The sequence below is a fragment of the Streptomyces nidicola genome, from assembly GCF_050106155.1.
GTDB lineage: Bacteria > Actinomycetota > Actinomycetes > Streptomycetales > Streptomycetaceae > Streptomyces.
The window spans coordinates 2,725,813-2,739,416 of record NZ_JBNBPI010000001.1; the positions used below are offsets into that span (position 1 = coordinate 2,725,813).

General features: G+C 71.9%; 12 protein-coding genes and 1 pseudogene. 8 read left to right on the forward strand and 5 right to left on the reverse strand.

Annotated elements, in window-relative coordinates:
- Positions 1-31: 31 nt before the first annotated feature.
- Genes ACOKM3_RS12370 through ACOKM3_RS12380 form a run of 3 tightly spaced genes read right to left on the reverse strand, consistent with a single transcriptional unit; the run spans position 32 to position 2,471 of the window.
- Entirely contained in the window at positions 32-913 is an 882-nt protein-coding gene (locus ACOKM3_RS12370; RefSeq protein WP_426899872.1) for an alpha/beta fold hydrolase, read from the reverse strand.
- Between the two features lie 26 nt (positions 914-939).
- Positions 940-1,344, reverse strand: coding sequence for a RidA family protein (locus ACOKM3_RS12375; protein WP_426899874.1), 405 nt, complete (start codon positions 1,342-1,344; stop codon positions 940-942).
- Positions 1,341-2,471 (reverse strand): acyl-CoA dehydrogenase family protein, encoded by a 1,131-nt coding sequence (locus tag ACOKM3_RS12380; RefSeq protein ID WP_426899876.1) that lies wholly within the window; start codon positions 2,469-2,471, stop codon positions 1,341-1,343. Before ACOKM3_RS12380 ends, ACOKM3_RS12375 begins: the two co-directional genes overlap by 4 nt.
- A 205-nt stretch (positions 2,472-2,676) precedes the next feature.
- Here ACOKM3_RS12380 and ACOKM3_RS12385 point away from each other — a divergent pair, with 205 nt between their 5' ends.
- The 8 genes and pseudogenes from ACOKM3_RS12385 to ACOKM3_RS12420 form a co-directional block, all read left to right on the forward strand.
- Positions 2,677-4,308, forward strand: a complete 1,632-nt coding sequence (locus tag ACOKM3_RS12385) for an AMP-binding protein (RefSeq protein ID WP_426899877.1) — start codon at positions 2,677-2,679, stop codon at positions 4,306-4,308.
- Between the two features lie 4 nt (positions 4,309-4,312).
- On the forward strand, positions 4,313-5,131 hold the full coding sequence (locus ACOKM3_RS12390; RefSeq protein ID WP_426899879.1) for a PaaX family transcriptional regulator: 819 nt from the start codon (positions 4,313-4,315) through the stop codon (positions 5,129-5,131).
- A gap of 82 nt (positions 5,132-5,213) precedes the next feature.
- On the forward strand, positions 5,214-6,095 hold the full coding sequence (locus tag ACOKM3_RS12395; RefSeq protein ID WP_426899880.1) for a sulfotransferase family protein: 882 nt from the start codon (positions 5,214-5,216) through the stop codon (positions 6,093-6,095).
- Positions 6,092-6,517 (forward strand): hypothetical protein, encoded by a 426-nt coding sequence (locus ACOKM3_RS12400; RefSeq protein WP_426899882.1) that lies wholly within the window; start codon positions 6,092-6,094, stop codon positions 6,515-6,517. Before ACOKM3_RS12395 ends, ACOKM3_RS12400 begins: the two co-directional genes overlap by 4 nt.
- On the forward strand, positions 6,514-7,737 hold the full coding sequence (locus ACOKM3_RS12405; protein WP_426899884.1) for a glycosyltransferase family 4 protein: 1,224 nt from the start codon (positions 6,514-6,516) through the stop codon (positions 7,735-7,737). Before ACOKM3_RS12400 ends, ACOKM3_RS12405 begins: the two co-directional genes overlap by 4 nt.
- On the forward strand, positions 7,734-8,294 hold the full coding sequence (gene cysC / locus ACOKM3_RS12410; protein WP_426899886.1) for an adenylyl-sulfate kinase: 561 nt from the start codon (positions 7,734-7,736) through the stop codon (positions 8,292-8,294). Before ACOKM3_RS12405 ends, cysC begins: the two co-directional genes overlap by 4 nt.
- Positions 8,291-9,199 carry a sulfate adenylyltransferase subunit CysD gene (gene cysD / locus ACOKM3_RS12415; protein ID WP_426899888.1) on the forward strand — a complete coding sequence of 303 codons (909 nt, stop codon included), beginning with the start codon at positions 8,291-8,293 and terminating at the stop codon, positions 9,197-9,199. Before cysC ends, cysD begins: the two co-directional genes overlap by 4 nt.
- Positions 9,200-9,201: 2 nt before the next feature.
- Positions 9,202-10,392: pseudogene (locus ACOKM3_RS12420) on the forward strand (sulfate adenylyltransferase subunit 1); the annotation flags it as partial.
- Between the two features lie 79 nt (positions 10,393-10,471).
- Here ACOKM3_RS12420 and ACOKM3_RS12425 read toward each other — a convergent pair.
- Both ACOKM3_RS12425 and ACOKM3_RS12430 read right to left on the reverse strand, forming a co-directional pair.
- Positions 10,472-12,760 carry a bifunctional salicylyl-CoA 5-hydroxylase/oxidoreductase gene (locus ACOKM3_RS12425; protein WP_426899890.1) on the reverse strand — a complete coding sequence of 763 codons (2,289 nt, stop codon included), beginning with the start codon at positions 12,758-12,760 and terminating at the stop codon, positions 10,472-10,474.
- Between the two features lie 7 nt (positions 12,761-12,767).
- Positions 12,768-13,598 carry an enoyl-CoA hydratase family protein gene (locus ACOKM3_RS12430; protein ID WP_426899892.1) on the reverse strand — a complete coding sequence of 277 codons (831 nt, stop codon included), beginning with the start codon at positions 13,596-13,598 and terminating at the stop codon, positions 12,768-12,770.
- Positions 13,599-13,604: the final 6 nt, after the last annotated feature.

Genomic DNA, 13,604 nt, shown 5'->3' on the forward strand with positions numbered 1-13,604 from the left:
GGGCTCCGCCCCGGGCGCCGCGGGCTCTCGTTCAAAAAGCGGGGCTTGATTTTGCCGAACCGGGGCTGGGTGCAGCGAACTCGCGGATCGCCGCCGCCAAGGCCTTCGGCTGGTCCAAAGGGATCAGCGTGCCGCAGTCGTCCAGTTCGATCAGGCGGGCCTGTGGGAGCAGGTCCGCCAGGCGGCGGCCGTGGGACAGGGGCATCATCTTGTCCTGTTTGCCCCACACCACCAGGGCCGGGCGGTCATACGTGCGCAGGGCGTCCGCCGCCTCCATCATTTCCGTCTTCACACCGGAGCGGAGGTAGTGGAGGAGGAGCTTGCGTGCCGCCGGGTCCTTGCGCAAGGGCTCGATCCAGTGGTCGATCAGCTCGTGCGGGACCGGGCGCTGCGACATCACCGCGTAGCCCGTGCCGGGCATGCGGCGCAGGGGGCGGACGGACAGCGTGCGCGCGAGCAGCGTGATGCCGCCGGGGACCCGGGACATGACGTCCAGGAGCTTGCCCGCCGGGCCCGGCGGATAGTTGTCGAAGGCCTCGCAGCCCGCGATGACCATGCGCCCCACCCGGTCGGGGCGCTCTGCGGCGAGCTGCTGGAGGCGCCCCGCGTCGTTCTCGACGAACACCGTGTCGTCGCCCAGCTTGAGCGCGTCGGCGAACTCGCCGATGAGCAGGGCCACGGAGTGCGGCGTGACCCGGGCGCCGGGGCGCACGGGCGTGTGCTGACTCCCGTACGGGAGGTGGGGCACGACGCACCGCACGGACGTGCCGAGTTCGTCGACGACGTGCCGCCACACCGTGCCGTCCTGGGCGAGCCCGTGGAGGAGGACGACGGTCGTGCCGTCGCCTCCAGAGTCTTCGTACGCGATCGGGCCCACGGAGAGGTCCACCGAGAGTTCCGTCTGCTGCGTCATGGGCCGAGCCTAGGCGCGGGTCGGTGTCAGGGAAGTACCGCGACTCCGTCGATTTCCACCATGGCTTGTTCGTCCCACAGGCGGCTGACGCCGATCACGGCCATCGCCGGGTAGTCGCGGCCCGCCAACTCGCGCCAGATCCGGCCGAGTTCGCGGGCGTTCTCCCGGTAGTCCGCCACGTCCGTGGCGTAGACCGTGACGCGCGCCAGCTGCTCCGGTGTGCCGCCGGCCGCGCGCAGGGCCGTGAGCAGGTTCGTCAGGGCGCGGGTGAACTGTGCGGGAAGGGTGTCGCCCACGACCTTGCCGTCGGCGTCCAGGGACGTCTGGCCCGCGAGCATCACCAGGCGGCCGCCCGTCGCGACGACGGCGTGGGAGAAGCCTGTGGGCGGGGAGAGTTCGGGCGGGTTGATGCGCTGGATGTCGCGGTTCATGCGGATGCCCTCTCGTGTCCCTTGTACAACTCGCGGGCGATGATGGCCCGTTGGACCTCGGAGGCACCCTCGTAGATGCGGGGCGCCCTGACCTCGCGGTACAGGTGCTCCAGGACGTGACCGCGTTGCAGCGCCCGCGCTCCGTGCAACTGCACTGCCGTGTCGACGACTTGCTGGGCCGCCTCCGTGGCGATGAGCTTCGCGGCAGCAGCACGGCGCGGCACGTCAGGGGCGCCCTCGTCATACGCGGCCGCCGCCGCGTGGACCATCAGGCGCGCGGACTCGACCCGTACCGACATGTCGGCGACCTGGTGGGCGACGGTCTGGAGTTCCTTCAGCGGGGCGCCGAACGCCTCCCGCTCGGAGGTGTGCGCGACCGTCGCGTCGAGGGCCGCCTGCGCCATGCCGACGGCGAACGCGCCGACGCTGGGGCGAAACAGGTTGAGGGTGTTCATCGCGACGCGGAACCCCGCGTCGACCTCGCCGAGCAGGTCGTCGCGGGTGACCTGGACGCCGTCGAAGGCGAGCGTGCCGATGGGATGCGGGGAGATCATGTCGAGGTGTTCGCCGGTCAGCCCCGGGCGGTCGGCGGGGACCGCGAAGGCCGTCACGCCGCGCGCGCCCGCGCCCGGGATGGTGCGGGCGAAGACGGTGTAGACATCCGCCTCGGGGGCGTTCGAGATCCAGCACTTCTCGCCGGTCAGCCGCCAGCCGTCGCCGTCCGGGTCCGCGCGCAGGGACAGCGCCGCCGCGTCCGAGCCCGCCCCCGGCTCACTCAGCGCGAACGCCGCCACGGCCCGACCGGCGCCCACCCGGGGCACCCACCGCTCGCGCACCGCCGCACTGCCGTACGCGTGGATCGGGTGCGCCCCGAGCCCCTGAAGCGCGAGCGCCGTCTCGGCCTCCGTGCAGACGCGGGCCAGCGACTCGCGCAGGAGGCAGAGGTCGAGCGCACCCGAGGTGAACAGGCGCTCAAGGAGCCCGAGTTGGCCGAGTTCCGCGACGAGGGGGCGGTTGACGCGGCCCGGCTCGCCCTTCTCGGCGAGTGGGGCGAGCCGGTCGGCCGCGAGGGCCCGTAGCTCGCCACACCACGCGAGCTGCTCCGGTTCGAGCGAGAATGTCCCCATACGTGGTGCTCCTCTCACGACCGCCCACCGGTCCACGGGCCGCCTGTCGGCCCACGACCGCCTACCGGTCCACGACTGCCCACCGGCCACACACAGGAACCGTATCGCGCCCCGTTGACTGTCGTCACCATCACGATACGCTCGATGCGCGGCGCCTCACCCGGCGACGGCATGCGAGCCACTCACCACGAGGGGGCGCCAGGCCATGACCCACCATCCGCTCAGCCCACTGCTTCCTTCTGGGCACGTCGACACCTTCGCCCGCGACCATCTGCCGCCCGCCGAGCTGTGGCCGGGCCTGAGCTTCGGCCTTCCCGAGCTGCGCTACCCCGAGCGGCTCAACTGCGGGGCCGAACTCCTCGACGCCACCGTGGAACGGCACGGCGCGGACCGCCCGGCCTTCCACTCCCCCGGCCAACCCTCCTGGTCCTACGCCGAGTTGAAGGCGACCGTGGACCGGATCGCGCACGTGCTCACCGACGACCTGGGCGTCGTCCCCGGCAACCGGGTGCTGCTGCGCGGCCCCACCACCCGGCATCTCGCGGCCTGCTGGCTCGCCGTGATGAAGGCGGGGGCCGTCGCCGTGACCGTCCTCGCGGGGGCGCGGGCGAGCGAGCTGGCCACGGTGTGCGGGATCGCTCGGGTCGGGCACGCTCTGTGCGACATCCGCTCGGTCGACGACCTGGCCAAGGCCGAGGTGCCGGGGCTGCGCATCACCACGTTCGGCGGGGACGGGCCCGACGACCTGCGCCGCCGTGCGGCCGGGAAACCGGCGGCGTACGAGGCCGTCGCGACCGCCGCCGACGACGTCGCGCTCATCGCCTTCACCTCGGGGACCACCGGGCGCCCCAAGGGGTGCATGCACTTCCACCGGGACGTGCTCGCGGTCGCGGACACCTTCGCGCGGCATGTCCTGAGGCCCGAACCCGACGACGTGTTCGCGGGGAGCCCGCCGCTGGGCTTCACGTTCGGACTCGGCGGCCTGGTGATCTTCCCGCTGCGGGCGGGCGCCTCGGCGCTGCTGCTCGAACAGGCGGGCCCGCAGAAGCTGCTTCCCGCGATCGCCGAGCACCGGGTGTCGGTCGTGTTCACGGCGCCGACCGCGTACCGGGCGATGCTCCCCGACCTCGCGTCGTACGACATCTCCTCGCTGCGCCGCTGCGTGTCCGCGGGCGAGAATCTGCCCGCCGCGACCTGGCACGCCTGGCAGGAGGCGACCGGCCTGCGCATCATCAACGGCATCGGCGCGACCGAACTCCTGCACATCTTCATCTCGGCGGCCGACGACGCGATCCGGCCGGGGACGACGGGCGTTCCCGTACCCGGCTGGGAGGCCCGGATCGTCGACACCGAAGGCCGCCAACTCCCGGACGGGGAAGCCGGGTTGCTCGCCGTGCGCGGCCCCGTCGGCTGCCGCTACCTCGCCGACGAGCGGCAGACCGTGTACGTACAGCACGGCTGGAACGTCACCGGGGACACGTACGTCCGCGAGGCCGACGGCTACTTCCGGTACGTGGCCCGCGCCGACGACATGATCATTTCCGCCGGTTACAACATCGCGGGCCCGGAGGTGGAGGACGCGCTGCTGCGCCATCCGGACGTGGCGGAGGCGGCCGTGGTCGGCCGCCCCGACGAGGAGCGCGGACAGGTGGCCGTCGCGTATGTGGTGCTGCGGGCCGGAGCGCGCCAGGACGCGGAAGGCCTGCGGGAGTTCGTGAAGGCGGAGCTCGTCCCGTACAAGTGCCCGCGCGCCATCGAGTTCCTGGACGCGCTGCCGCGCACGGCGACGGGAAAGCTCCAGCGGTTCCGGCTCCGCGAGCCCTCGGCCGTAGAGTGATCGCGTGTCCGAGCAGCCCACTTCCCACACCCCCCGCTCCCTCATCGTCACCCTGTACGGCGCCTACGGCCGTGACCTGCCGGGGCCGCTGCCGGTCGCCGAGCTGATCCGGCTGCTCGGCGCGGTCGGCGTCGACGCCCCGTCCGTACGCTCGGCGGTCTCCCGCCTGAAGCGCCGCGGCCTGCTGCTCCCCGCCCGCGCCACCTCCGGCGCGGCCGGCTACGCGCTCTCCGACGACGCCCGCCAGCTCCTCGACGACGGCGACCGGCGCATCTACGCGGGCGGCTCCCCGGCCGACGGCTGGGTGCTCGCCGTCTTCTCCGTGCCGGAGTCCGAGCGCGCCAAGCGGCACGTGCTGCGCTCCACGCTCACCGGCCTCGGCTTCGGCACGGCGGCGCCCGGCGTGTGGCTCGCGCCCCTCGCCGTCCACGAGGAGACCCGGCACACACTGGAGCGGATCGGCTGCGCCGGGTACGTGGAGCTGTTCCGCGGCGAACACCTGGGCTTCGCGGCGACGGCCGACGCGGTGGCCCGCTGGTGGGACCTCGCCGCCCTCGCCAAGCTCCACGAGGCGTTCCTGGACGAGCACGAGCCGGTGCTGCGCGCGTGGGAGACCCGCGAGGACACGCCGCCGCGCGAGGCCTACCGCGACTACCTCCTGGCCCTCGACTCCTGGCGCCACCTCCCGTACGCGGACCCGGGCCTGCCGGCGGAACTCCTGCCGGAGGGGTGGCCGGGGGTGCGGGCGGCGGAGGTGTTCCGGGCGCTGGACGAGCGGTTGCGGGGGGCGGGGGCGGAGTTCGCGCGCGCTCCTGGGCTCTGACCCCTGGCTCTGACGCTTCCCTAAGGCAACCCTCAGGTTCCTCCACAGGTCCTCTCAGAATGCCCGCTTAGCGTCGGTTCGCATGAGTCTCATGCGCAACATGAACCGGGCGCTGACCTCCGCCACCGGCCTACAGGTACGCCGCGCGCCCAAGGAGCAGCCGGCGCCGCCCGCCAAGAAGACACCGGTGAAGCGGCCCGCCCCCGAGTACCGATGTACCGACGATCCGGCGACCGACCGGCTGCTGCGGCGGCCCGTGTTCATCATGTCGCCGGTGCGCTCGGGCTCGACCCTGCTGCGGATGCTGCTCGACGCGCACACGCGACTGCACGCCCCGCACGAGCTGCACATCCGGCGCCTCGAGGTCGACTACGGCAGCAAGCTGTCGCGGCGCGCCATGGACGCCCTCGACCTGAGCCGCGGCGACCTGGAACACCTGCTGTGGGACCGCGTCCTGCACCGTGAACTCACCAGGTCCGGCAAGGACTTCGTCGTCGAGAAGACGCCCAGCAACGCCTTCGTCTACCAACGGATCCGCGACTGCTGGCCCGATGCCAGATTCGTGTTCCTGCTGCGCCACCCCGTCTCCATCGCCCAGTCCTGGCACGAGGGCGACCCCGAGAAGCGCACGTACGACGAGGCCTGCGCGGACGCGCTGCGCTACATGAAGGCCGTCGACAACGCCCGCAAGGGCATCACCGGCGGCCACACCCTGCGCTACGAAGAGATCACGGCCGACCCGGAGGGGAGGATGCGCGCCCTGTGCACCTTCCTCGGTGTCGACTTCGAGCCGTCGATGCTGGAGTACGGCGCCCGCGACGAGACGCAGGTCCAGAAGGGGCTCGGCGACTGGCGGGACAAGATCCGCAGCGGCAGCGTGCAGGCGGGGCGCGAGCTGCCGAAGGACGACGAGATCCCCGAGGTGCTGCGCCCCATCTGCAAGGCCTGGGGGTACCTCAAGTGAAGCCACGGGCCGAGGTCGAGGAAGTGTGGCCGCGGGACGGGCGGATCGGGATCGTCGGGCGGCTGGTCGGGATGACCGGGCCGGGCGCGGGGGCCGGTGGCGCGTGGCGGTTGACGGTGACTCGACGGTCACGTGCCAGTCAAGTACTGCGGTACGACGTCCAGTTGGACGGCGAACGGTTCAACTGCGCTTGGTACGTGGCCGATCTCGCCGCGTACGACGACGGATTCAGCGGCGCCGACCAGTGGGATCTGCATCTGACGGACGGGCGGCGGACGTTGCGCGTCGGACGCCGGCTCGACGACATCCGCGGCAAGAAGGCGATCTACGTCTATCCGCGGCAGGCGGTGCCGGGGGCGAGGTTCGACGTACGGCCGTACTTCACGGTCGAGGACAACTTGTCGCTGGAGTGCCGCGCATGAGGATCAGGTATCTCCTTCTGCACGCCTACGGGCGCGGCGGCACCATCCGTACCGTCTTCAACCAGGCCAACTCCCTTGCCGCCGCCGGCTGGGACGTCGAGATCGTCAGCGCCGTGCGGCGGCGCGAGGCCCTTCAGTTCCCGTTGGACGAGCGGGTGCCGGTGACGACGGTCGTCGATCTGCGCGAGAGCGCCACCCCCGAGGCCAGGAAGCCGGGGCTCGGCGGCTGGTGGCGTGCGCGGCGGCGCGACAAGCTCGCCGCGCGCCCCGCCCGCGAGATCCCGCGCGGCGAGTTCGGCCACCGCTACTTCGACCGGCGCCTCGAACTCGCCCTCGGCGACCACCTGCGCTCGCTCACCGACGGCGTGCTCGTCACGACGCGCCCCGCCCTGAACTTCCTCGCCGCCGCGCACGCCACGAACGGCGTGGTACGGGTGGCGCAGGAGCACATGAACCACGGCACGCACCGGCCCGACGTGCAGCGGCGCATCGTCGAGACGTACGGGGTCTTCGACGCGGTCGCCGTCCTGACCGAACGCGACCGGGCCGAGTACGCACGCCTGCTGCCCGCCACGCGGGTCGTACGGATCCCGAACGCCGTGCACTCCCTCGACCAGGTCCCGGCGAACCACGCCTCCAAGATCGCGGTCGCGGCCGGCAGGCTCTTCCCGCAGAAGGGCTTCGACCTGCTGATCCCCGCCTGGGCGAAGCTCGTCCGGGAGTTCCCCGACTGGCAACTGCGCATCTACGGCAGCGGCGAGAAGAAGGCGCAGCTGCGGTCCCTGATCGAGGAGCACCACCTCTACAACCACGTGCTGTTGATGGGCCACACCGACCGGCTCGACGACGAGCTCGCCAAGTCCTCGCTGTACGTGCTGAGTTCCCGCTTCGAGGGGCTGCCGATGGTGATGATCGAGGCGATGGCGCACGCCCTCCCGGTGGTCTCCTTCGACTGCCCCACGGGCCCCGCCGACGTGCTCACGCACGGCGTGGACGGGCTGCTCGTGCCGGAGCAGGACCCCGATGCCCTCGCCGACGCGCTCGCCCGGCTCATGGGCGACCGCGAGCTGCGCGCGGAGATGGGCACGGCGGCGCTGCTCACGGCGGCCGCCTACGGGCCCGACGCGGTGCACCCGCGGTGGGAGGCCCTCTTCACCGAACTGACCGAACCCGACGACCGGCGAGCCGCACGCGGCGCCGCGGAAGGACTGCACGTATGACCACGGCCACCCCCAAGGCCCGCCCGCAAGGAGCCACGATCTGGCTCACCGGGCTGCCCAGTTCAGGCAAGACGACCGTGGCGCGGGCCCTCGCGGGGCAGCTGCGCGCGGAGGGCCGGCGCGTCGAGGTGCTCGACGGCGACGAGATCCGCCGCTTCCTGTCGGCGGGCCTCGGCTTCAGCCGCGAGGACCGGAACACGAACGTGCAGCGCATCGGCCTCGTCGCCGAAGTCCTCGCCCGCAACGGGGTGTTCGCCGTCGTCCCGGTCATCGCTCCGTACGCCGACAGCCGCGAGGCCGTCCGCAAGCGGCACGCCTCCAGCGACACCCCGTACGTCGAGGTGCATGTCGCGACGCCGGTCGAGGTGTGCAGCGAGCGCGACGTGAAGGGCCTGTACGCGCGGCAGGCGGCGGGACAGCTGACGGGGCTGACCGGGGTGGACGACCCGTACGAGGAACCGGTCGACCCGGACCTGACTCTGGAGACGCAGTTCCAGACGCCGCGGCAGTCGGCGGGTTCGGTGCGGGCGGTGCTGGTGGCGAGGGGTTTGCTGTGAGCAACTTCCGTTACGCGCTGAGCCACTTGGACGCTCTGGAGTCCGAGGCGGTGCACATCCTGCGCGAGGTGGCGGGCGAGTTCGAGCGGCCGGTGATCCTCTTCTCCGGCGGCAAGGACTCGATCCTGATGCTGCATCTGGCGCTGAAGGCGTTCGCGCCCGCGCCGGTGCCGTTCCCGCTGCTGCACGTCGACACGGGGCACAACTTCCCCGAGGTCATCGCGTACCGGGACCGAGTGGTCGCCGCACATGGGCTGACACTCCATGTGGCGTCCGTACAGGACTACATCGACCGGGGTGTGCTCCGCGAACGCCCCGACGGGACACGCAATCCGCTCCAGACGGTGCCGCTGACGGAGACCATCCGGGACGAGCGCTTCGACGCCGTGTTCGGCGGCGGCCGCCGCGACGAGGAGAAGGCGCGGGCGAAGGAGCGGGTGTTCTCCCTGCGCGACGAGTTCTCGCAGTGGGACCCGCGGCGTCAGCGCCCCGAACTGTGGCAGCTGTACAACGGCCGCCACGCGCCCGGCGAGCACGTCCGTGTCTTCCCTCTCTCCAACTGGACCGAACTGGACGTGTGGCAGTACATCGCCCGCGAGCGAATCGAACTACCGGAGATCTACTTCGCGCACCGCCGGGAGGTGTTCGACCGGGGCGGCATGTGGCTGACGGCCGGTGCGTGGGGCGGCCCGAAGGACGGCGAGCACGTCGAGAAGCGGCTCGTCCGCTACCGAACGGTCGGCGACATGTCCTGCACCGGCGCCGTCGACTCCGACGCCGAGACGCTCGACCAGGTCATCGCGGAGATCGCGGCCTCCCGGCTCACCGAACGAGGCGCGACCCGCGCCGACGACAAGCTGTCAGAGGCGGCCATGGAAGACCGCAAGCGCGAAGGGTACTTCTAGACATGTCCGTTGTTACTGAAGTGGGCACGTTGCGGCTGGCCACGGCAGGTTCGGTGGACGACGGCAAGTCCACCCTCGTCGGCCGCCTGCTGCACGACTCCAAGTCGGTCCTGGCCGACCAGCTGGAGTCGATCTCCCGCACGGGAACCCCTGACCTGGCGCTGCTGACGGACGGCCTGCGAGCCGAGCGCGAACAGGGCATCACGATCGACGTCGCCTACCGCTACTTCGCGACGCCGCGCCGCCGTTTCATCCTGGCGGACACGCCGGGCCACGTGCAGTACACGCGGAACATGGTGACGGGTGCCTCGACGGCGGAGCTGACGATCATCCTGGTCGACGCCAGGAACGGGGTCGTCGAGCAGACGCGTCGGCACGCCGCCATCGCCGCGCTGCTGCGGGTCCCGCACGTCGTCCTCGCCGTCAACAAGATGGACCTCGTCGGGTACGAGGAGTCCGCGTTCACGTCAACGGCCTGCGAATTCGCTGCCCATGCAGCCGAGTTGGGCATCCCGTCGACGACCGCGATACCGATCTCGGCACTCGCGGGCGACAACGTGGTGGACCCGTCCGAGCACATGGACTGGTACGGCGGACCGACGATCCTGGAACACCTGGAGACGGTCCCGGCTACGGCCGAATCCCCGTCGGCGCCCGCCCGCTTCCCGGTCCAGTACGTGATCCGGCACGGCGAATCCCGCTACTACGCGGGCCAGTTGGTGTCGGGAACACTCCGGGTCGGGTCCGCGGTGACGGTGCACCCCTCGGGCCGTACGTCGACGATCGCGGGGCTGGACGTACTGGGCACGGAGGTGGCGGAGGCGCGTGCGGGGGCCTCGCTCACGGTGCGCCTCTCGGACGAACTCGACGTGGCACGCGGCGACTTGCTCGCGCCGAGCACCGACCGGGAGCCGAATGTGACGCAGGATGTGCGGGGTTCGGTGTGCCACGTGGCGGACCGGCCGTTGCGGGTCGGCCAGCGCGTCCTGGTGCGGCACACGACGCGCACGGTGCGCGGGGTCGTCAAGTCGCTCGGCGGAGCGGAGGAATTGACCGCGAACGACCTGGGCGAGGTCGTGGTGCGCACGGCGGAGCCATTGACCCTGGACCCGTACGCGGAGGTCCGGCGAACGGGAGCGTTCCTCCTGCTCGACCCGTCGGACGGGACGACACTGACGGCGGGGATGACGGAGCCGCGGTATTTTCAGCCCCTGCGGCGATTGAGCAGCGGGGTCCGGGGCGGAGCCCCGTGGCCGGGGCCACCCCGCCCGGTCACCCCGGCAGCACCAGCCTCGGCTTCGGCGCATCCAGCCGACCCGTCTGGGGCCGCCGGCTCCCCGCACCGTACTGCCGCGGCCACACCACCCCCGGCCCCGCATACCCCTGCTCCGCCGCCGCGTGCAACGTCCAGTTGGGGTCGTACAGGTGCGGGCGGGCCAGTGCGCACAGGTCCGTACGGCCCGCCAGGACAAGGGAGTTGACGTCGTCCCACGACGAGATCGCGCCGACCGCGACGACCGGGACACCGGCCTCCGACCGGATCCGGTCCGCGTACGGCACCTGGTAGGAGCGCCCGAACGCGGGCCGCTCGTCCGAGACCACCTGCCCCGTGGACACGTCGATCGCGTCGGCTCCGTGCGCGGCGAAGGCGCGGGCGATCGCCACGGCCTCCTCCTCGTTGGTGCCGCCCTCCGCCCAGTCCGTGGCGGAGATCCGCACCGTCATCGGGCGTTCGTCCGGCCACACTTCGCGTACGGCGTCGAAGACTTCGAGCGGGAACCGCAGCCGGCCCTCCAGCGAGCCGCCGTACGCGTCCGTGCGCCGGTTCGTCAGCGGAGAGAGGAAGCCGGACAGCAGGTAGCCGTGTGCGCAGTGGAGTTCGAGGAGGTCGAAGCCCGCGTCCGCCGCCCGGCGCGCGGCAGAGATGAACTGCCCCCGCACGTCCGTCAGTTCGGCCCCCGTCAGCTCACGCGGTAGCTGACTGTCCGGGCGATAGCGGAGCGCGGACGCCGCGACCAGCGGCCAGTTGTCGGCCGCCGCCGGAAGCGGCTCGTCCATGCCCTCCCACATGAGGCGCGTGGAACCCTTGCGGCCCGAGTGGCCGAGCTGCACCCCGAGCGCCGTACCGGGTGCCTGCGTATGGACGAAGTCCACGATCCTGCGCCAGGACGCCGCCTGCTGAGGTGTGTAGAGGCCCGCGCACCCGGGCGTGATGCGGCCCTCCGGGCTCACGCACACCATTTCCGTCATCACCAGGCCCGCCCCGCCGAGCACCCGCGCCCCCAGGTGCACGAGGTGGAAGTCGCCCGGCACCCCGTCCACCGCCGAGTACATGTCCATCGGCGAGACCACGACCCGGTTCCTCAACTCCAGGCCACCGAGCCGGAACGGCGTGAACATCGGCGGCGTGCCCTCGGGGCAGCCGAACTCCCGCTCCACCGCCTCCGTGAACCCCGCGTCCCGCAGCCGCAGGTTCTCGTGCGTCACCCGGCGCGAGCGCGTGAGCAGGTTGAACGCGAACTGGAGCGGCGGCTGGCCGAGGTAGCGGCCCAGTTCCTCGAACCACCGGAGGCTGGCCCGTGCCGCCCGCTGCGTCGACGCCACGACGGGCCTGCGCTCCTCCTCGTACGCGGCCAGCGCCGCGTCGGTCGTGGGCTGCTCGGTCAGGCACGCGGCGAGGGCGAGCGCGTCCTCGACGGCGAGCTTCGTACCGGAGCCGATGGAGAAGTGCGCGGTGTGCGCGGCGTCGCCGATGAGCACGCAATTGCCGTAGGACCAGCGGTCGTTGACCACCGTGCGGAACGTGAGCCACGAGGAGTTGTTCGACCTCAGGCCCCGGCCGCCGAGCGCGTCCTTGAAGATTTTCGCGCAGGCCTCGATCGACTCCCGGATCTCCATGCCGGCGAAGCCCGCCGCTCGCCACACCTCTTCGCGCATCTCCACGATGACCGTGGACCCGCTTTCGCTGAATGGGTATCCGTGCAGCTGCATCACGCCGTGCTCGGTCTCGGCGATGTCGAAGCGGAAGGCGTCGAAGGCGAAGTCGGCGGCGAGCCAGATGTATCGGTTGCGGTGCTCCTCGATGTGCGGACCGAACGCGTCGGCGTACGCGTCTCGGGTCTTGCTGTGCACACCGTCGGCGGCGATCACCAGGTCGTACGCCTCGCGGAGTTCGGCGATCGGCGGCGCCTCCTCCTGGAAGCGCAGCTCCACGCCGAGCTCGCGGCAGCGGCTGTGCAGGATCTCCAGGAGGCGGCGACGGCCGAGCGCCGCGAAACCGTGGCCGGTCGACGTGTGGCGCTGCCCCCTGTGCACGATGTCGATGTCGTCCCAGCGTACGAACTCGTCCTGGAGTGCCCGGTAGACCACCGGGTCGGCGTGCTCGATGCCGCCGAGGGTCTCGTCGGACAGGACGACACCGAAGCCGAACGTGTCGTCCGGGGCGTTCCGCTCCCAGACCGTGATCTCCCGGTCCGGGTCGAGGCGCTTGAGGAGGGCGGCGGCGTACAGGCCGCCGGGACCTCCTCCGATGACGGCGATGCGCCGGGCGCGTACGGTCATCCGCGGGTCACCGCCCCTGCCACTTCGGCGGGCGCTTGTCGGTGAACGCCGCGTGGAACTCGGCGTAGTCCTCACCGTGCATGAGCAGCGCCTGCGTCGCCGCGTCCATCTCGATGGCCCCGGCGAGGGGCATGTCCAGCTCCGCCGTCAGGAGCGCCTTCGTCTGCGCGTACGCGAGCGCGGGCCCCTCGGCGAGGCGCCGGCCGAGGACGAGCGCGGCCTCGTCGGCCCTGCCCTCGTCGGTCAGCTCGCTGATCAGACCGATGCGCTCGGCCTCGGGCGCGCGGACCGCGTCGCCGAGCATCAGGAGGCGGGTGGCGTGACCGAGGCCGACGACGCGGGGCAGCAGATAGGCCGCGCCCATGTCGCCGCCGGACAGGCCGACCTTCGTGAACAGGAACGCGAAGCGGGCGCTGGGGTCGGCGACGCGGAAGTCGGAGGCGAGCGCCAGGACCGCGCCCGCGCCTGCCGCGACCCCGTGCACGGCGGCGATCACCGGGAACGGGGCCTCGCGCACGGCCCGCACGACCTGTCCGGTCATCCGGTTGAAGTCGAGGATCTGCGCGGTGTCCATGGAGAGCGTGGCGCCGATGATCTCGTCGACGTCGCCTCCGGAGCAGAAGCCGCGGCCCTCGCCGGCGAGGACGAGGGCGCGCACGGATTTCTCGCGGGACAGCTCGGCGAGGAGGTCGCGCAGGTCGGCGTAGGCGCCGAAGGTGAGCGCGTTGAGCTTCTCGGGGCGGGCGAGCGTGACGGTGGCGACGCCGCTCTCGTCCACGGCGTACGTCAGGTGCTGCCAGGAATCGGTGCGGGGGGTGGAGCCGGTGAAGGGACTCATGCGGTG